At 43.5% G+C, this 18,156-nt stretch carries 17 protein-coding genes; 7 read left to right on the forward strand and 10 right to left on the reverse strand.

Features of this window, described 5'->3' with window-relative positions; translation table 11 throughout:
- Positions 1 to 55 precede the first annotated feature (55 nt).
- Both ACOGW3_RS18825 and ACOGW3_RS18830 read right to left on the reverse strand, forming a co-directional pair.
- The gene (locus tag ACOGW3_RS18825; RefSeq protein WP_419904374.1) at positions 56 to 1,033 is read right to left on the reverse strand and encodes an HpcH/HpaI aldolase/citrate lyase family protein; all 978 of its coding nucleotides are present in this window, start codon (positions 1,031 to 1,033) and stop codon (positions 56 to 58) included.
- A gap of 170 nt (positions 1,034 to 1,203) precedes the next feature.
- Positions 1,204 to 1,884 carry a LuxR C-terminal-related transcriptional regulator gene (locus tag ACOGW3_RS18830; protein WP_419904375.1) on the reverse strand — a complete coding sequence of 227 codons (681 nt, stop codon included), beginning with the start codon at positions 1,882 to 1,884 and terminating at the stop codon, positions 1,204 to 1,206.
- A gap of 303 nt (positions 1,885 to 2,187) precedes the next feature.
- Here ACOGW3_RS18830 and ACOGW3_RS18835 point away from each other — a divergent pair, with 303 nt between their 5' ends.
- The 3 genes from ACOGW3_RS18835 to ACOGW3_RS18845 all read left to right on the forward strand — a co-directional run bounded on the left by ACOGW3_RS18835 (position 2,188) and on the right by ACOGW3_RS18845 (position 5,432).
- Positions 2,188 to 3,399: a malate--CoA ligase subunit beta gene (locus tag ACOGW3_RS18835; protein WP_419904376.1), complete on the forward strand. Its 1,212-nt coding sequence runs from the start codon at positions 2,188 to 2,190 to the stop codon at positions 3,397 to 3,399.
- The gene (gene sucD, locus ACOGW3_RS18840) at positions 3,396 to 4,286 is read left to right on the forward strand and encodes a succinate--CoA ligase subunit alpha (protein WP_419904377.1); all 891 of its coding nucleotides are present in this window, start codon (positions 3,396 to 3,398) and stop codon (positions 4,284 to 4,286) included. The genes ACOGW3_RS18835 and sucD overlap by 4 nt, the downstream gene beginning before the upstream one ends.
- 63 nt (positions 4,287 to 4,349) lie before the next feature.
- On the forward strand, positions 4,350 to 5,432 hold the full coding sequence (locus ACOGW3_RS18845; RefSeq protein WP_419904378.1) for an NAD(P)-dependent oxidoreductase: 1,083 nt from the start codon (positions 4,350 to 4,352) through the stop codon (positions 5,430 to 5,432).
- Between the two features lie 43 nt (positions 5,433 to 5,475).
- On the opposite strand, the gene ACOGW3_RS18850 is transcribed toward ACOGW3_RS18845, so the two are convergent.
- The gene (locus ACOGW3_RS18850; RefSeq protein ID WP_419901077.1) at positions 5,476 to 6,708 is read right to left on the reverse strand and encodes an ISL3 family transposase; all 1,233 of its coding nucleotides are present in this window, start codon (positions 6,706 to 6,708) and stop codon (positions 5,476 to 5,478) included.
- Here ACOGW3_RS18850 and ACOGW3_RS18855 point away from each other — a divergent pair.
- From ACOGW3_RS18855 to ACOGW3_RS18865, 3 genes are all read left to right on the forward strand, one after another.
- Positions 6,695 to 6,964, forward strand: coding sequence for a hypothetical protein (locus tag ACOGW3_RS18855; RefSeq protein ID WP_419904379.1), 270 nt, complete (start codon positions 6,695 to 6,697; stop codon positions 6,962 to 6,964). The two genes, ACOGW3_RS18850 and ACOGW3_RS18855, sit on opposite strands and share 14 nt — an antisense overlap.
- On the forward strand, positions 6,937 to 7,761 hold the full coding sequence (locus tag ACOGW3_RS18860; RefSeq protein WP_419904380.1) for a universal stress protein: 825 nt from the start codon (positions 6,937 to 6,939) through the stop codon (positions 7,759 to 7,761). Before ACOGW3_RS18855 ends, ACOGW3_RS18860 begins: the two co-directional genes overlap by 28 nt.
- Before the next feature lie 325 nt (positions 7,762 to 8,086).
- Complete coding sequence (locus ACOGW3_RS18865; RefSeq protein WP_419904381.1) at positions 8,087 to 8,356, forward strand: hypothetical protein; 270 nt, start codon at positions 8,087 to 8,089, stop codon at positions 8,354 to 8,356.
- A 364-nt stretch (positions 8,357 to 8,720) separates the two neighbouring features.
- Here the strand turns inward: ACOGW3_RS18865 and ACOGW3_RS18870 are convergent, their stop codons facing one another.
- Complete coding sequence (locus ACOGW3_RS18870) at positions 8,721 to 9,035, reverse strand: TauD/TfdA family dioxygenase (protein ID WP_419904382.1); 315 nt, start codon at positions 9,033 to 9,035, stop codon at positions 8,721 to 8,723.
- Positions 9,036 to 9,084: 49 nt separating this feature from the next.
- Here ACOGW3_RS18870 and tnpA point away from each other — a divergent pair, with 49 nt between their 5' ends.
- The gene (gene tnpA, locus ACOGW3_RS18875; protein ID WP_419901154.1) at positions 9,085 to 9,519 is read left to right on the forward strand and encodes an IS200/IS605 family transposase; all 435 of its coding nucleotides are present in this window, start codon (positions 9,085 to 9,087) and stop codon (positions 9,517 to 9,519) included.
- Between the two features lie 73 nt (positions 9,520 to 9,592).
- On the opposite strand, the gene ACOGW3_RS18880 is transcribed toward tnpA, so the two are convergent.
- The 6 genes from ACOGW3_RS18880 to ACOGW3_RS18905 all read right to left on the reverse strand — a co-directional run bounded on the left by ACOGW3_RS18880 (position 9,593) and on the right by ACOGW3_RS18905 (position 18,032).
- Positions 9,593 to 10,459 carry a TauD/TfdA family dioxygenase gene (locus tag ACOGW3_RS18880; RefSeq protein ID WP_419904383.1) on the reverse strand — a complete coding sequence of 289 codons (867 nt, stop codon included), beginning with the start codon at positions 10,457 to 10,459 and terminating at the stop codon, positions 9,593 to 9,595.
- A gap of 209 nt (positions 10,460 to 10,668) precedes the next feature.
- Entirely contained in the window at positions 10,669 to 11,526 is an 858-nt protein-coding gene (locus tag ACOGW3_RS18885; RefSeq protein WP_419904384.1) for an efflux RND transporter periplasmic adaptor subunit, read from the reverse strand.
- Positions 11,526 to 13,505 (reverse strand): hypothetical protein, encoded by a 1,980-nt coding sequence (locus tag ACOGW3_RS18890; RefSeq protein WP_419904385.1) that lies wholly within the window; start codon positions 13,503 to 13,505, stop codon positions 11,526 to 11,528. Before ACOGW3_RS18890 ends, ACOGW3_RS18885 begins: the two co-directional genes overlap by 1 nt.
- The gene (locus ACOGW3_RS18895; protein WP_419904386.1) at positions 13,498 to 15,666 is read right to left on the reverse strand and encodes a hypothetical protein; all 2,169 of its coding nucleotides are present in this window, start codon (positions 15,664 to 15,666) and stop codon (positions 13,498 to 13,500) included. The genes ACOGW3_RS18890 and ACOGW3_RS18895 overlap by 8 nt, the downstream gene beginning before the upstream one ends.
- Before the next feature lie 12 nt (positions 15,667 to 15,678).
- A complete protein-coding gene (locus ACOGW3_RS18900) occupies positions 15,679 to 17,577 on the reverse strand; it encodes an HlyD family efflux transporter periplasmic adaptor subunit (protein WP_419904387.1) in 1,899 nt (632 codons plus the stop codon).
- A 92-nt stretch (positions 17,578 to 17,669) separates the two neighbouring features.
- Complete coding sequence (locus ACOGW3_RS18905; protein WP_419904388.1) at positions 17,670 to 18,032, reverse strand: DUF3467 domain-containing protein; 363 nt, start codon at positions 18,030 to 18,032, stop codon at positions 17,670 to 17,672.
- Between the last annotated feature and the right edge of the window lie 124 nt (positions 18,033 to 18,156).

Here is an 18,156-nt window from a genome sequence, read left to right on the forward strand (position 1 = left end):
AAAAGACGATGCCCACAAATAAACCGTCGTGAACACCGCCTCAGCATATAACTATCTATCCTTGGGAGATTTGTTCCGCTTTCCCAACCAGAACTTCAGCTTGTCGAATTGAAGCGTAATCAATCAAACGACCATCCAAAGAAACAGCGCCTTTTCCGGCTTTTTCAGCTTCGGCCATAGCTTCCAAGATTCTCCGTGCACGTGAGACTTCTTCTTCGCTTGGGCTCATTACTTCATTTGCCAAATCAACTTGTGATGGATGGATTGCCCATTTACCTTCACAACCCAAAACGGCAGCGCGTTTGGCAGCTGCACTGAAGCCAGCAGCATCAGAAAAATCACCAAAAGGACCATCTACAGGGCGGAGGCCATTGGCCCGAGCAGCAACAACCATACGACTGATTGCGTAGTGCCACATATCACCCCAATGGACATCACGGTTACCATCACCATCGGCGTCTGTCAGAACAGCGTAATCACGATTAACTCCACCTATCATAGTGGTGCGTGCTCTCGTCGATGCCGCGTAATCAGCAACACCAAAGTGCAACGATTCGTTTCTTCGACTTGCCGCCGCGATTTCAGTCACGTTTTGCATTCCCAAGGCTGTCTCGATGATATGTTCAAAACCGATCCGTTTTTTCAAACCTTTTGCATCTTCAATTTGCGTGACCAACATGTCGATTGCATAGACGTCAGCAGCTGTTCCTACTTTTGGAATCATGATCAAATCAAGGCGTTGGCCAGCCTGTTCAACCACGTCAACCACGTCACGATACATGTAGTGGGTATCAAGTCCGTTGATACGAACGGACATGGATTTATTTCCCCAATCGATATCATTCAGAGCTTGAATAATATTTTTCCGGGCTTGCTCTTTTTCATCAGGTGCTACGGCATCTTCCAGATCGAGAAAGATCACATCTGCTGATGATTGTGCAGCTTTTTCAAATAGTTGAGGCTGACTTCCGGGAACAGCCAGTTCGCTTCTGTTCAGCCGTGCTGGGGCTTGTTCAATTGTTTGAAAACTCATTTTTTGGGACATCCTATTCCGAGAGGGTTCGTATAGGAAAGGCATTAGCAATTAAAAACAGGATGTCTGTCAAGTGGATTTATTTCACGTAGTGAATATTTTTTTCACTCTCGAATCGGATGAATACGGATTGAAAATTCGGATATGAGTTTTGACAAATTTACGAAGAATTATGCTTCTTCGTCATCGCTTGAAAACGACAAACGTTGACCCGATTGGGTCGAATAATAATAGGCTATTGCTTGCGCCCGGTTGCTGACAGATAGCTTGCCAAACAGGTTTCGAAGATGAAATTTGACTGTGTTAAGCGATATGCCGTGATCGCGGGAAAGTTCTTTGTTTGTGCGGCCTTGAGCCAGAGAAATCAGCAAGGCGCGTTCACGCTTGGTGAGAGAATGCATCGGATCCTGACGTAAATCTCGCACATCAACAAATGGGAACACCATCCCCCCTTTGGCAACCCTTGCGACGGTATCAAGCAAATACTCCGGAGGTTCACTTCGCGAGCAATAACCAGCAGCGCCAGCAGCCATGGCCTGGCGGGGAACATCCAGGTTATCCCCTTGGGCATAAACAACAATCCGGGGCGGAGCTTCTTGAGTACGTATGATTTCAATCAAACGTTCTCCGCCCAACATTGGCAATGTCCAATCAACAACCCCAACGGTAAAAGTGGATAGCAAAGTGATTTCAAGAAAGCTTTCAGCAGACCCCACCGATGCTACGAGGCTGAAACGAGGATCCCGATCAAAAAACTCAGACAATGCAGAAAGCATCAAGGGATTACTATCCGCTAGCGCCACATTTATCGGTTGTCCCGCGACCGACGACGCCTTATTCAAAACCGCCATAATATCTTCTCAAAAAGCAAATACCTACCCCTATGAGCAGTATGATACGCTTACCTAACTCAATAAGCAACCTTTAGGAATGGGTTTTTACCTACCCATCAGGTTACTCAAAAGCAGTAATTAGGGGTGTTGTATCAAAATCACTTTCGTCGTCTCATAGTAAAAAATAACGGATCGAGGGTTTCAAGTTCCAGGGCAAACAATGCCCCAAGCTTAGAACATTAGGCCGATTTAAAAAACACCAGCCACGTAGAACACAGGCAAGTTGAACAGAGTTTAAGATTTTTCGGAGAAGGAATCTTCATGGATATCCATGAGTATCAGGCTAAAAGTATCCTAGCGAACTTCGGTGTCGCTGTTCCCCGCGGCGGATTAGCCTACGGTCCTGAACAGGCAGCTTACCGGGCAAGAGAAATTGGTGGCAGCAAATGGGTGGTAAAAGCCCAAGTACACACTGGTGGCCGCGGTAAAGCTGGTGGCGTCAAGGTTTGCGAAAATGAAGAACAGGTGTTTGAAGCCGCAAACCAAATGTTTGGTAAGCGCTTGGTGACTGAACAGACTGGCCCGGATGGCAAGTTTATCTACCGGGTTTATGTCGAAGGAGCGGTAAACATCGAGCGCGAAATCTATCTTGCTTTCGTACTAGATCGCAAAACAGAACGCATCATGGTTGTTGCATCAGCTTCTGGTGGTATGGAAATCGAGGAGATTTCTGAAAGCCACCCGGAAAGTATCGTTCGCTCAATCGTGGAGCCTGCAGCCGGTATGCTTGATTTCCAGGCTCGTGAAATTGCTTTTCAGTTGAATATCGAGGCTGCGCAGATCCCAGAAACCGTTGAAACGATCAAAGGTTGTTACAACGCGTTCCGCGAACTTGATGCAACAATGGTTGAAATCAACCCACTCGTCGTAACGGGCGAAGGTGCCATTATCGCACTTGATGCAAAGATGACGTTTGACGATAACGCCCTGTTCCGCCATCCCGACATTTCTGAGCTTCGTGACAAGTCACAAGAAGATCAGAGAGAGTCTAATGCAGCAGATCGCGGCCTTAGTTATGTTGCTCTCGATGGTGAAATTGGCTGTATCGTTAATGGTGCAGGCCTAGCCATGGCAACGATGGATATCATTGAAGTTGCCGGTGGACAGCCTGCAAACTTCCTCGATATTGGTGGCGGTGCATCTCCAGAACGCGTGGCAAAAGCCTTTAACCTCGTCATGGCTGACAAAAACGTCAAAGCTATTCTGGTTAACATTTTTGCAGGCATCAATCGCTGTGACTGGGTAGCCGAAGGTATCGTTCAGGCACTTGAAAATAACCCTGTCGATGTTCCTGTCATTGTACGTCTTGCGGGCACAAAGGTCGAAGAAGGCCGGAAGATTTTGGCCAGTAGCGGACTTCCGATTATTCGTGCAAGCACTCTGGCCGAAGCAGCTGAGCGTTCGGTTGAGGCATGGAAAAACAGTACCAAAACAGAAACTAAGCCAAAGACTTTACAGGAAATGGCATCATGAGCATTTTGTTAGATCGCGACACCAGAGTTTTAGTACACGGTATCAGTGGAAAGATCGCCCGTTTCCATAGTCAGGAAATGAGTGAATACGGTACCAACATTGTTGGCGGAGTTGTTCCTGGTAAAGGTGGCGAAATCGTCAATGGCGTTCCCGTATTTGACACCGTTAAGGAAGCTGTGGAGCAAACTGGCGCTTCAGCCAGTATTGTTTTTGTCCCTCCTCCCTTCGCAGCAGATTCTATTATGGAAGCCGCTGATGCAGGTATCAAATTTTGTGTATCCGTAACCGACGGAATTCCTGCTCAGGATATGATGAGCGTTAAACGTTACATGCGCAGATACCCAAAAGCCGAGCGGATGCGCCTGACGGGACCAAACTGTGCGGGAACTATTACGCCAGGTGAAGCACTTCTAGGTATTATGCCAGGACATATCTATTTACCTGGTAACGTTGGCATTGTTGGTCGCTCTGGAACACTTGGGTACGAAGCGGCTTCGCAAATGAAAGCACTGGGTATTGGTGTATCCACATCAGTTGGTATCGGCGGAGACCCTATCAACGGAAGTTCGTTTAAGGATATTCTTGAATTGTTCGAAGAAGATCCTAAAACAGACGCTGTTGTTATGATTGGTGAAATCGGTGGACCACAGGAATCTGAAGCTGCTGATTTCATTCGTGATCACATGACCAAACCTGTCGTGGCTTATGTTGCCGGGTTGAGTGCTCCAAAAGGACGGACAATGGGACACGCTGGCGCGATTATTACAGCCTTTGGTGAAAGTGCCGATGAAAAGGTTGGGATCTTACGAGAAGTGGGTGCATCTATTGCTCCTGATCCATCCATGATCGGTGAAACTGTCGCTCAATCCTTAGCCAAGGCTTCGTAAAGACGGATACATATATAAGAAGCCTGGGCTTTTATTAAGTCCAGGCTTCATAAGGAAGTGATCATGCTTAACAACAATTCCACAGGCAAACAACTTCACACAGAAAAACCGACAATTTGGGTTGCCCAACGTTGGCCCGAAACTGTTGAAAATGCTCTGTGTGAAAAGTTCAACGTGATATTGAACCGCAGTGATCGCGCCATGACTTCTTTAGATATGTCCACAGCTCTTCAAAATGCTGACGCTGTGATGCTGTCAGGTACCGATACAATAGATCTCAACATTATTGATATCCCACAGCCCCGGACCAAAATTATCGCCCAGTTGGGCTCTAATCACAGCCACATTGATGTTAACACTGCTGAACGATATGGCTTTACAGTCACCCGTACACCAGATGATTTTCAAGAACAGAGTGATGAACTGTCAGATCTGGCTATTTCACTTATATGTATGGTGGCCCAGCGCTCACAAAAAGGATCCAGAGTAATCCAGTCCGATAGTACTTTTGACATATGGTCAGAATGCCTTCCTTGTCGTGCATATGAGGATGAGCTAAAAGGAAAAACGCTCGGAATAATCGGCTTTGGAAGCGTTGGTCAAGACGTTGCTTGTAAAGCTTCTAAAGAGCTTGGTATGCACATACTTGCCTATGGTATTTCCCCCGTCCTCAACGAAATCAACAATTCAAATGATATTAAAACAACGACTTCCATAGATGAGTTGTTACCCCAAGCGGATTATGTATTGTTAAGCGCCCCCCATGACGCAATCGAAAATTCTGCTACCAATTTTAACAACCAATATTTAATAGATGCCCATCGTCTCAATCTTATGAAATCAGATGCGTACTTGATCAACCTCTCTCAAGGATCGCTAATAGATACGAAAGCTCTCACACAGGCCCTTTGGTTTGAAACGATCGCAGGCGTAGGAATTTGTATGGATGAAGACGTCTCTGATTATAAATCGAATGAATATTGTTATGATTTATCGGAACTTAGAGCATGTGAGAATGTTGTTGTGTTGCCACACGTGCAGAAAACGAAAGAAAAAATCCGTGAAGCAACGGGTTTGAGGATTGCCCAAAATATAAAAGATTTTTTTGAAGGAATTCTACCTCAAGACAAAGTTCATTGTACTTAGGTTAGACAAAACCTATGGCACTTCTCCGCTTTGTTGAGTAGATTTAGGATTTCAAATAGAGCATAGATTGATTATCTGGAATGGATGATTGTCTAATTTTGAGTTTGAAGTATTCGGTATCCTTGATGCCTCTGGCTCGCTTACGGATCATTCCTATACTGACATTACCAGCCTCTATCCTGGCGCTTGTGAGCTTGTGTTTGGCGTAGTTGCAGATGCCCACACAATGTTTCCGTAGGGATTTCGCGAACTTTTTTAGATAGAGCATCTGTGACTGATCTGCTATCAGGCACCAACGTTCCAGTTGCTCCGCCATCGCCTCAAATGAAGCGGCACTCCACAGCAGCTGAAGCTGTTCTTTCAAGACGTAAAGTGCATTCAGGTTGCTATTGCTCTCCAGCAACCTTTGCAGCTTGTCACTTTGTTTTTCACTCAACTTATCCGCATTTTTGAGCAACAGATAATGTGTCCCTTTCATCAACTCTTTACCACTTGGATCGGCCTTTCTGAACTCAAGTCGACGCTGATTATGGATAGCTTTGCTGTAGTTTTTCATGACGTGGAAACGGTCAAATACTATGTCGGCCAACGGCAAGGACTCTCTGACAGCCTTTTGGTAGGCAGGCCCCATATCCATCGCTACGGCCTTTATTTTGCAGGCTGTATCTGGTTGCAGTTGTTTCAAAAACCTTGAAAAAACCTCGGCAGTTCGGCCTGCTTCAACCCAGATCAGATGACCGCCAACCATATCGTAGACCACCGTCATGTAGTCATGACCTTTCGCCCGGGCAACTTCATCTACACCAATATATTCCAAGCCAGTTAGCTCTGCAGGATCAAGCGTAGGGAGAGTTTCAATAAGGTATGCCCTGTCGATATTCTTGACCGTTTCCCATCGTATATCCAAATGTCTGGAAACCGCTTGAATAGACATATGCCGACATAATCCACTGATCAGTCGGCAAAATCGGTGAGTGAAACGGCACCCTTTATCAACAAAATCACACCCCTCAATGCGGCGTTCGCCCTTGTTAATATAAACCTGCGCCAGCTCAATCTCGACCACACAAGGATACCCAAAAAGGGGGATGTCGTTTACTTGTCGGCGGACATGCTGGTTGATGCTTCCCTTCTGGCCTGTAGCAGGGTCTATAGCCCTCCTACGCGCGTCTCGGCTGCAGTGAATGACAATCTTAACACCGCCGTCATCCAGTTTAATTTCATTTACACGTTGCCCTTTGAGGCCTAAAATATGCTGCGAGATGTTGATTGTCATATACCTGCTCTATGTAAAGTTATCAGAAACCATACATATCAACAGGTTACTTGGCGGTCGGCATCTTTTTCTACTCAACAAAGCGGAGAAGAGCCAAACCTATTGCCTATCCCGATACCAATTACCCATCATAAATGGTCTCTATTCTCTATTCCGGCTAGATGTTATAATGAGTTGCAACTTAAGTACTTATTATGGACTTAATGCAACCAGTGGAAGGAGGAGCAAATGTTACGAGACATCCAAGTCCTTATAGACGAAGAACCCACCAATAAAATTAGAATAGACGCAGCACTTCAGTTATCTAAGAAGTGGGAGAAGGTGCATATAATTGGCGTCCATGCACTCAAAACACCTGAGGTTATTTTTTACGGCACCCCTTATGATGTAATGGGATATTTTCCCCAAGAAATAATTGAACTAAAACGCGCAGAAGCTGATAATCAGGCAAAAAGATTAAAAAACAATTTTGAGGATTTGTTCTCGCTACATTCAAAAACCTGCGAGTGGCGACAACAAGAAGGGCGAGTAAACGATATTCTGTCCTTTAACGCACGTTTTACCGACCTGACGATCATAAGCCAGCCTTCGGACAACCTTGTAAATGAACGGGAATTCAGTGATTCATTAATCATGGAACATGGCCTGTCCATACTGGCTGTCCCCGAAGAAAAAATTCCAGATAATATGACCGACAATATCTTAATAGCCTGGAATGGATCTCCTGAATCTGCCCGGGCGGTTAAGAACGCATTACCCCTTTTGGAGGTATCCCAAAAGGTTGTTCTGCTTAGCGTTGGTAAATTGGAAAGAAACGCGATATCTGCCAAAGAGATGCAAGAACATCTCTTACGACATGATATCAACTGTATTCAGCGACATGAAGAAGGGTCATCACCAGAAAATACTATTCTTTCTGTTGCTCATAATGAAAATATAGGTCTCATTATCGCTGGCGCATGGGGGCATAGTCGGATCCGTGAAATTGTCTTTGGAGGTGTAACAAAACGGCTCTTTACCAATCAAAAAATACCGGTATTTCTATCACACTAAACCAGCGGATTACTCTAGGTAACTAACTTATTAAATTTCGTCTTTTTGTTGATCACAAAATTTCTTAAGTAAAGATTTGATGTCTAGCATGTTTAATACCGCCTGCTTTTTGCAACCTCACCCGCACAACGATTTGCATAGAATTTTTCCGCTAACATTCTCCAGACTTCCAATGCTCATGCTTCTGATACGAGGGAAAATACTGCGATTGTTATCAAATTTTTTATAAATCTATGTTCTCATTAAAATCAATTTATTAGCGTGTAGGGCATTTGAATAAGTAAAGATACCGTAATTCCAGGCCACGAAAGAGTGGAGAATTGCAATGAACGAACCAGCACATGTCATTAGTAAATTAGAAAAAGAAGTAGAGATAGTTCTCAATACTGGTGAGAAACTATCTGGTATATTCTATGCAAAACAATATGAGCGTGTGAGTGATCTATTAAATGATGCACGCACCTTTTTACCTTTTAAAGATACAAACGATGTTATGCGTATAATTGCGAAAGAAACAATCTTTCAAGTTATTCCAAGAGAACACAATGAACCACAAAGCGAACAAAAAAAATATATTTATCCAAACCGATTATAACTCAGAACCTAACGTAATTTGTCTTTTTCTTTGTTTTAAATAGAACATATTGATCATTTATTTTTCCCAAAGACATTAAATGTGGAAATTACATTGCCCCAAACGTACTCGATTAGACTGAATAAGGGCTAATTAACAGGCAAGCCCCTCTATGATCGCGTTCGGATTTTAGCTGCTTGATTTTCAATAGAAGAATAACATTTCTGAGTATTCTCAACGTAATGCGCGTAATGTGTTAGAAAAATCAGGTGAGGTTTGAGCATTGGTACAGAAACAACTATCGGTCACTTCATCAGAAGTGACCGATAGTCAGGGAGTGCAACAAGTTTTGCAATACCCATCCCGAAGGATAAATAAAGAGTTCTTACCCTTTGCGTAGGACGCTTAGTTTACTCAGGAAGTCTTCTTTATTCAGATAGGCACCACACAAACGGCGGTGGCCTTGATAGGCATCACGGGCATGCATGACACGCCAGTTATCGAACAAGACCACCCTGCCCGGCCGCAAACCAAAACGCAGCTGAAATTGGCGATCATTGATCAATTCATTAAACAGGCAAAGACCTCGATAAAAATCTTCCTGATGATCATCTTCTAATCGGAACGGTGCCCGATCATAATTTAATCCGGTAAACCCCCGGCTATGCCGGGGGACTCTCAATGGTTTGACCGTTCCCACGGTCTTACATTTCTTTGTTTATTGACCAAAATAACAAAGGAATTAGCCGATGAGAGATTACAAAAGCCTTGCACATACGAGATGGGATTGTAAATACCACGTGGTTTTCATCCCTAAACGCAGGCAAAAAGTTATCTATGGCAACCTACGTCAGTATCTTGGTGAAATTTTCCATGAACTGGCCGGGCATCGCGAAAGTAAGATTGAGGAGGGCCATTTGATGCCGGATCACATTCACATGTGTATCAGCATACCGCCCAAACATGCTGTTTCAAAAGTCGTTGGATACCTAAAAGGAAAAAGCGCGATTGCCATAGCTCGAAAATTCAAAAATAAAGCACGGAATTTCAAGGGTGAAAATTTTTGGGCCCGTGGATATTTCGTCTCAACTGTAGGGCTCGATGAACAGATGGTGAGGGAGTATATCAGAACGCAAGAAGAGCGTGATAAGTACTTTGACCAAATGGATATATTCAATCCATAACCGCTTTAGCGGTTCCCAATTTGCCCCTTTAAGGGGCTCACCCGCTTAAGCCCCCGGCTTTGCCGGGGGTCATTTAACTATTATAGGCGATCTGTTTTAGGCTACCGTCTCTGTCCAGGCCAATGATGGGGTGTTCAGCACGAAGATGGACGCCATCGCCGAGATACTGCGCCGGAACCGGGACAGAGGTCAGGGTATCAAAAGCCTTGGGATCACGAGCGCGAATTTCTTCAGCTACCCTAAAACCATCCACAAAGACGCTCTCCCCACCGGTGCCGTCAAACTCCAGGCAGTGGAACATCTGATAACCCGGAGAATCAACACTGTAGGTTCCATCCGTGTGCGGACCGATTTCTACGGTACTATAGGCGGAATCTGCAAAGGCCTGATTGGCTGTAAAGTCCCAGAAACCACCGAAAATTGTCTCTCGAATGTAGGTAATGCGTCGCGCCAGAGCTTCGGTTGCTTCTGGTGTCGCAGGCGTACCGTCAACAATGGCAAAACCGTAATAATCAATCAGCTCTACCCAGCTTTTAAGCCCCTCGTCACCAGCCATGACATCATCATAGGAAACTTTCGGCAGGCTATCCGTAATCTCATCTGCCATCCATAAGCTCTTTGGATGATCAACTTTTGGCAATCCTGTTGTCGCCATCTCTCGCAAGAATGATGCAGGATAAAAACTTTCCTGTTCTTCATTATCCCAACGAATAGAAACAGATTTTCTGTCTTCTGTAAGTTTGGCTTCTTTGGCTTTTAAATCAACAGGAAGGGAAAAGGTATCGACCTGACGTTGATTTGTCTCCTGGTTCATACTGTGTGAAGCACGACAATGATCCCGGAGCCAAAAGTATGGGTAACGCGATGGTTTAAGGCCATCAGTCCAGTGAACTTCCAAAAATTGACCGGCTGTTCGTACTGTTTCCATTTGATATGTCATGGTCAGTTTCCCTTAAGTCCATAAGTAGCGTTTATTTACGAACCACAATACTGAACAAACGTTCAGTTAGTGTCAAATGGATTTTAATTTCAAAGTTGAAAAAATATATATCATTAATGTATTATATTACATTAATGATATAATATTTTGATATCATTACTTATTTATAATTTCAATGAACTGCGCGCAGACTAAGTCATTTAATTTAATCAAGGTCTGGTGACGAAACGAACTGAGCATTTAATACCAGATGGGATATTCAGTTTGTGATTAGGCATTTCCAGGCGAACACCAAAAGTATTACTCGCAGCATCAAAGACATTGTCAACAATCGTTGTTTTTGCCTGATATTCTCCGACAAGCGGTTCCAGCGGAGTTATTATGCCTGTCAGTCCGGGTTCAATGAATTCATAAGCCCATATAGGTAAGAATACTTCCACTTTCAGTTTATGAATATGAGCAATTGTTAGTACTTTTGCTTGTTCATATACGAATGCCCCCGGAGAGAGGTGCCTATGCGTAACAATTCCGTCCATTGGGCTGACAATTGTCCGTTGTTTAAGGAGTGTTTTTGCCCGCTTCAAATCAACTTTGGCCAACCGTTGTTCAAATTTTGCGGTCTTGTACTCTGAATCAGCAATCAAGCTTTCTGTTTCTGCTCTTTCAAGGTTTTCTATTGAAACGACATTTTTATTATAGAGTTTTTGTGTCCTAAGTTTTTTATTTTCATAATATCTTTGGCGACTACGGCCACTTTCAATAGCTATAGAATTACTCGCTCGAACTCGAGAATATTCAACATTGGCCTCTTCTACATCGCTTTCTAATTTGGCCAATACTTGGTCTTTCTTGACGAGATCCCCTCGTTTAACTTGTACCTCTTGTAATATCCCATCAGCGGCGCTTCCAATATCTACGGTCCAAAGAGGTTCAATGACACAATCAAAAGAATTTTTGGAAAAATCAACATTTTCAGCCCTTATTGGTATGCTTAAAATAAGGCTGCTAATAGTAAAAGCCATAACAACAAATGCAGAGAGTGCTGAGGGTCTATTTCGCAACAACATTATTTAACCCTTTCCGTAAAAGAAAATGTCCGCTTGATAAATAAATCATGTTTCCCAACACTTTGTCGAAGGTTTGATAAGTAACGTTCTTGCTTTCTCATCCCCCAAACCAAAATCAACTTTCCTAATAATTGCGCACCCTTTGGAAAGAGGCCGGCACATATACGAACGAAATGAAAGAGACCTCTATCCCATTGCCCGTACAATATCGGATCGTCCCAGGATAAATGTTTTTCAGTCTGTATCTGATGACCAACATCATACTCAATTTGGCGTTCAATCCTCATTGAGGCTTGACATTCTGCTATGATAACAACCTCTTTATTACCGAGGTTTTCTGGGCTTAAGCGAGGGTCTTTTTCGAACAATCCTGGTATAATTTGAATTTTTTCAGGTTGATTATGGGCCATTTCTTCGGGATCGGCTGTGGGAGAGAGCGCTTTCTTTTGATATGGCAAACCAAATAACAAAAGAGTTTCCTCAAGAACGTGTGTCAATTTTTCGGATCTCGTCACGATCAACACGTTTTTCTTCTGAGCAACTAAAGCTTCTGCTCTGATTGTAATCTTACGCGCCCAATCCGAGGTGTTCTGATAAACGACGGTATCGATTTCACTGCTAAGTTGGCGGCGAAATGGCCCAACGTTTAAAACGGATACATCATAAGACTGTTCAAACTCATCAGTTAGCTCTGGCGCACTGTTTTCGATACCTCCAAGGTGTAGATAGGAAGCAAGAACCTTCTTCCCAAAAGTTCGATCAATGACATGCCGGGATGCAGATACACCTCTATCTTCTTTGATCCTTAGTAGTAACTTTAATTTCGGGGTTATGGTATCGCCTTCAAGGTCGGACTTTAAGGTGGGATCAAGTGGAATAACGATATTACCATTAATAAGGTAATGTTCTTCAATTCGATAGAGATATTGAACGCAAAGAGCGCGCACGACTGCTTGTGAACCTCGTTCTTGTGCATACCATAGGCCGCCACGTTCAAAGGCAAGCGATCTTAGGTGATCAGTCCCCTCTTTCGTCAGATCTATTCTGTTCTCAAATTTATTGAGGATAAAATCCTGATCAGGCACTAATCGTTTTGCAATCAGAAGAGCCTCATAAGCAAATAATTCTTCATCAGTATAGTTTCGTTTTCCAAAGAGTGTTATCGATCGAGATGCTTCGTCACTCAACAACACATCAGCATCATCGATAAAGGCATATTGCAGGCCTGATAATCGAAGGTGAAACCCGGCCCCTTCTCGACAAAAAAGAGCCATTTTTTGACGTAAGAAACCACCGTTATTTCCAAGATTTTTCATATCCACGAGATAATCAGAAACAAACTCTCTCAATGTACCAAAAACTATGGAACAGCTATGAAAGTCCCATTTCTTATCTATGCCCAAAAGATCATTTTGTGAAAACGTGGCAATACCTAAAACATGACATAGTGGTTGAAAGTGATCTTGCAAAGCTTGTGCTGAAGCCTCGTCAAAGGAGTAAACGTGTACAGGTTTTGCGAAAATAGCACCAACAACAGCTGCCAAACCTACCGTGATGGTCTTACCCACTTCCCGATCAACCGAAGCTACCCCGGAATTCAACATGACCCATGCCGCTGTTAATTGATCTTTGGTATAGCTAAGTTTCATGTGCCGTAAAGCTAGCTCTTGAACCAATGCGATAGCCTTGGTTTTATTCGTGAAGTTTATCGTTTTTCCCTGACTTTCTCGACGAATATCCGCGGCAATTTTCAAAAGATCATCATCGTCAAATATTGAATATAGAACACTAAGTTCAGAAATGACTTTTTCAGCTTTATTGAGTTTAAATTTAAGCAAAGGCTTTTTTATAATCTTCATACATTTATTGACCAATTTTTGTGAGGCACTATCGCTCACAAATTGGGAAAGGTCTTTATGCGGGTAAGCATGCGTGAGTAAGCCTGTTACCTTCTGAAAGTTAGAAAGCGTATTAGACATTGAACTTCTCGAGAAACACTTGCCTGATTAGCCGATAAAATTGCCAACCCACAGGCTCATTTCCGTGATCAAATTTAACATAAACCCGCCCGCCAATATTCGATAACGTACGTTCTTGGGGGAGATTTAACTCCAAATGAAAAAGCTCTTCTACAGTCTTCCCTGAACTTGGATCTCGAGGATCAAGGCTAACCCATCCCCCTCCTTCCGTACTCAGGGCAAGGTTGTACAATTTTTTTGTCGATGAGGGAGATATTTGACGTATTTGTACTGGGTATACTCTATCGAGATCATCAGAGAAACGGACCTCAATTTTTTGGGTTCTGTTTCTTATCAGATCAATATCACCTTGTGAGATCGCAACACGAATAGTGGGTTGGTTATTACTGTTTTCTGCGCCTGCAATAAAGCCTAACAGTGATCCTCGAGCGAAATATCGGCCAGGTAAATCTTCGTTCATACGAATTAGAAATTTTCCCGATGCGTGGCTTTTCAGTTCGAGATCTGAGGCTCGCCTTTTTGCAAAAGACAACTGTTTTTCAACATGTTTTCTTTCTTCAGCAATGATTTGTGCCTTTACCTGATCCGCTACAATGAGGCCGCCATACCGGACATTAAGCTCTGTAAGTGTTGCCTCTAAAACCCTTACTTCTGCTTTTAAAATTGGATCTTGCATTATTAATAAGATCTGGCCTTTTACGACCTCTTCCCGAGGCTTGACGACAACTGATGCAATCACCCCAGATGTATTCGTGCGGACAATTGATTTATCGGGCGCCCATACCACTCCTTGGGTAATCGTTGCATAGGGTAATGGTAGGAAAAACATCAGCCCAATAGCCCCGGCCAATATAGATGAAGTAAGACTGAGCGCTTGCATTCTCTTCTCCTCTAAACGGGGGCTTACAAATAAAAACTTCAAGGATTTGATTAAAGGCCAGATAAACATCAATGTAACCGACCAGGCTGCTAAGATAATGCCAACAACAAAAAACTTGGTCGCTATAAAGGAGACAATTACGACAAGAATAAAAACACGGTACATAAAAGAAGCGATCGCAAAAAACGTCATCCAACGGGCTTCACTTTGGTTGTTAGCCGATGCAATGGGCTCCTTTACTCCAAAAAGATATTTTTGAATTAGAAAGCCGATGTGTTTGTTTCCTCTGGGACCGAGGTTTGGAATTTCAATTAAATCAGCAAATATGTAATAACCATCAAAGCGTAACAACGGGTTCCCATTAAATAATAAGGTAGAAATCCCAGCTATTAAAACAACGTTATAAGCAACAGCTCTTAACAGGCCCGGTTCAGCCTCGACCCAAAGCCACATGGCTATTGCGGCAATCGGCATTTCAACCAAAATACCCGCAGAGCCAACCACAACTCTATGCCATTTTTTTGAAAAAGCAGACGCTGCAGAGGCGTCAACATAGGGTATAGGCATCAAAACCAAGAACATGATGCCCATTTCATGGACCTCACCTCCCCTGACTTTCACAGCGTATCCATGACCCAGTTCATGTAAAATTTTAACAATTGGAAATACCAACCATAGTAAAAAGAGATTATCAGCTGCCAAAACCCGATCGCTGATGTTTTCTGTAAATTCTGACCAATGTAATACGGTTAAAAGCAAGCCATACCCGACAATTATCAACCATAAAATTGCGCCGCCCCAACTAAACAAAAACTGTGTGAAGGGAAGGCTTTTCGTTAAGAACTTGTCTGGATCGAACAAAGGAATACGTATTGCCAGGGGACTTCGAATGCTTGCGATGAACCGTCTTCGTCTTACCGTATCTGCCCGCTTTGTTAACTCGACAATGTCGGGAGGTACATTGCAATGAAGTACATCTGCACCGTGCAAACGGCTCAGGAGTTGAATGCACTCATCCTGAGTTGGGCAATCATCTCCGAGTTCACTGGCCGCCATAAGCCAGATTTCCTCCATCGTCTTTTGTCCATCCATCAAACCAATAACGAGATAGGCAGATGGGGAAAACCGATTGTAACGGTTAGAGCTATGATCTTGGAGCACATACCAAAGCTCTCCTCGAAACCGGTGCCGATGAATTTGCGCATGGCTTCGTAGTCGTGGTTTTAAATCTGCGACGAGATACCAGAGAGAACTAAAAAGTGGAGAGGTTTCTTCCGTCATTTCGGGAACACTTTATGGGAACCAACGCCAGGAAGCTAAACGGAACCAGTCGAGGATCTTATAGCTCCATATCCAGAGTAGCTTTCTTTCCCCAGCATTGATTTTACCAACGCCTTCCATCCCCGGGCGGAGACGATCTATGTGAGACGAGGACGTTAAGCTTGCTTCTACAATAAAATAATTAGCTCCTTCAGCAGCTTCTGAGACAGGGGTGATTTTCTTTACGATAAACTCTAATGGGAGATCTGGTATTGAAGAGACAACCATCTCGCCTGCTTGCCCCAAGGCAACATCAGCAATTTCTTTTTCATCGACCTTCAATAAAATTCTGTAATCATTCAAAGGAGCTATTTCAAAGAGAAGCTCTCCACGTTCGATCGCACCACCAATAGATTGACTCAAATCTCCAGAGACAACAAATCCGCTAAAGGGTGCTGATATTTTTGCTCTGGACAATTGCTCGTCATACAAGGAAATTTGCGCTGAGGCCTGATCAATCTGGGCTTTAACGATGTTGATCTGGGCGCGATTACCCTCCGCTAACGCTAGATCGTATTCTAATAAATGCTGACGGCGTTTACTGAGCCAGCTAAGTCGCTCGAGGACAATATCTCTTTCATCTACAGAGGCTAATACCTGTCCCTCTTCCACATTATCGCCAGCACGGACATAAGCATCAAATATAAATCCGTCATAAGGTGCAACGATCGCCCGTTGAACGACACCTTCTAATTTTGTGTCTGCGGTAATACGGTATTCATCTTTTGCAAGAGTGAAAAAAGTTCCAAAACTTATTAACAATAATACAAATAGCTTTCTGCCCAAGTATCGGGGCCCAAAAACATACCCAATTTGTAGAGCTATTGATTCTAGAATTTTATATAGGATCCACCGATCATTTTTATATTTCTCCTCAAGAATTGGGGCTGATACGGCTGCCAAGATTGATAAGGTCTGCGCGTCACCGTCAGAAAAGGGGTTATGGTCATGGCGTTCCAGGGTTATCGCGCCAACAATTTTGTCTCCGATAGACATAGGCGCCGTCATTACAGTGGAACTGCTAATCTCACGGCTTAGTTCTGCATGAGCTCGTGCGGCCGCGACTTGGTTGTCTGGAGGGGGATAGATCAACATGGACCATTGGTCGATTGATTCATCCATAGCATTTTCTAAACAACGGATAAGATTCATCCGTTTGTCAAAATGAGCAGAATGTGAAAACCCAACAATGTGTGAGCGACCTCTTTTGAGGTGACCAACTGACACGCGCTCACAATCCAGGTTACTCGCGAGCTCTGTGGCTAGGGTTGTACAAGCATCTCGGAAACGAGTTTTTTGTAAAATTGCAGAAGTTAAATCAAGAACCGTTTCTATTTGTTTTTTATGATTTTCTTGGTGTTCAAGTCGGTCTTTAAGAAAACGAGTTTCAATCCAAGATGCCCCCCATTGTAATTTTCGGATCACATTGGTAAGGAGATTTTTGGGACGGGATTCAATCTCAAGCGCAACTACGCCTGTTAATTCCCCATCAATAACAAAAGGATAAGCAACGTCACAATAACGTTGTTTAGGTTCGGGATCATTGGGAGAAATTTTCTTCGCGTAAGCAACACCTTTACGCTCTTCCATCGCGGCTTCTGCTGCTGCCGTCAGACCAAGAGTTGCCCCCTTGCCTTTTGGCCAATAAGCCAAGGGTTCGAACTCACCACTTTCGATGGATTTCATAACGACGACGGCACGAACAACTCCGGTGACAAGGTGGCATTGTAATGCTAACCATGTGCTTGTCAGCGTGTATAAGTCTTCCGCAGTCTCCAATTGAGACCAGAGAGCCTGATCCAGATAAGCTACAGACTGGGTGTCACCTTGTCCGCTTTTACCAGTGCCGTCGTTTTCATCAGCACTGTACATGACGGTGCTCTATCAGCCGGACATTAAATACTTGTTCTCGTGAGTAACTTATCCATTTAGCCATATGCCAATTTTTGGCTGGCACGATAAAGTTACCCCTTGCCGTTGCTTGCAGGGGGACTGGATGCTTTGGTCGGGCTGGGGTTTCTAGAAGGCAAATCAAGTTCACCATAACGGCTTTCGTATTCTTTGAGAACACCAGCAAGTAGAGCCAACATTCGCTTTGCAGCAAAGGGGTTCACGACAATACGATCCGTTAATTTTACCTTGTATTCTGGATCGGTAACATTCCAGGTTAAATTAGTACCAAAAAATAAGGTCACTTCTTCACGGGTGCTTGTGACATTTACAACGTTTGCATAACTGGTTTGTAGATCACTGTCGTCCCAAACGACTTTGGGAGGCACAGGGGCTGCATCAGCGCTTGTAGCACTTGTTTGCTGTTCTTCCGACATATTAAATCCCTATCTATAGATCAACAATAACAAAGACATAAAAAATGTTTTTATATGTTTGTCGTATATATTTTTTTGGGATTTACATGAAATATGCGATCCCAACACTACGTTGTGAGAAGAC

The organism is Kiloniella sp. (assembly GCF_965205715.1).
Lineage (GTDB): Bacteria > Pseudomonadota > Alphaproteobacteria > Kiloniellales > Kiloniellaceae > Kiloniella.

What these genes read in the sequence shown, in the direction of transcription:
- ACOGW3_RS18880 (WP_419904383.1), bottom strand. Translation starts at nt 10,459, where the DNA reads ATGACATATCAAATGGAAACAGTACGAACAGCCGGTCAATTTTTGGAA.
- ACOGW3_RS18835 (WP_419904376.1), top strand. Translation starts at nt 2,188, where the DNA reads ATGGATATCCATGAGTATCAGGCTAAAAGTATCCTAGCGAACTTCGGT.
- ACOGW3_RS18900 (WP_419904387.1), bottom strand. Translation starts at nt 17,577, where the DNA reads ATGTACAGTGCTGATGAAAACGACGGCACTGGTAAAAGCGGACAAGGT.
- ACOGW3_RS18865 (WP_419904381.1), top strand. Translation starts at nt 8,087, where the DNA reads ATGAACGAACCAGCACATGTCATTAGTAAATTAGAAAAAGAAGTAGAG.
- ACOGW3_RS18905 (WP_419904388.1), bottom strand. Translation starts at nt 18,032, where the DNA reads ATGTCGGAAGAACAGCAAACAAGTGCTACAAGCGCTGATGCAGCCCCT.
- tnpA (WP_419901154.1), top strand. Translation starts at nt 9,085, where the DNA reads ATGAGAGATTACAAAAGCCTTGCACATACGAGATGGGATTGTAAATAC.
- ACOGW3_RS18850 (WP_419901077.1), bottom strand. Translation starts at nt 6,708, where the DNA reads ATGACAATCAACATCTCGCAGCATATTTTAGGCCTCAAAGGGCAACGT.
- ACOGW3_RS18885 (WP_419904384.1), bottom strand. Translation starts at nt 11,526, where the DNA reads ATGTTGTTGCGAAATAGACCCTCAGCACTCTCTGCATTTGTTGTTATG.
- sucD (WP_419904377.1), top strand. Translation starts at nt 3,396, where the DNA reads ATGAGCATTTTGTTAGATCGCGACACCAGAGTTTTAGTACACGGTATC.
- ACOGW3_RS18845 (WP_419904378.1), top strand. Translation starts at nt 4,350, where the DNA reads ATGCTTAACAACAATTCCACAGGCAAACAACTTCACACAGAAAAACCG.
- ACOGW3_RS18825 (WP_419904374.1), bottom strand. Translation starts at nt 1,033, where the DNA reads ATGAGTTTTCAAACAATTGAACAAGCCCCAGCACGGCTGAACAGAAGC.
- ACOGW3_RS18895 (WP_419904386.1), bottom strand. Translation starts at nt 15,666, where the DNA reads ATGACGGAAGAAACCTCTCCACTTTTTAGTTCTCTCTGGTATCTCGTC.
- ACOGW3_RS18830 (WP_419904375.1), bottom strand. Translation starts at nt 1,884, where the DNA reads ATGGCGGTTTTGAATAAGGCGTCGTCGGTCGCGGGACAACCGATAAAT.
- ACOGW3_RS18855 (WP_419904379.1), top strand. Translation starts at nt 6,695, where the DNA reads ATGTTGATTGTCATATACCTGCTCTATGTAAAGTTATCAGAAACCATA.
- ACOGW3_RS18890 (WP_419904385.1), bottom strand. Translation starts at nt 13,505, where the DNA reads ATGTCTAATACGCTTTCTAACTTTCAGAAGGTAACAGGCTTACTCACG.
- ACOGW3_RS18860 (WP_419904380.1), top strand. Translation starts at nt 6,937, where the DNA reads ATGTTACGAGACATCCAAGTCCTTATAGACGAAGAACCCACCAATAAA.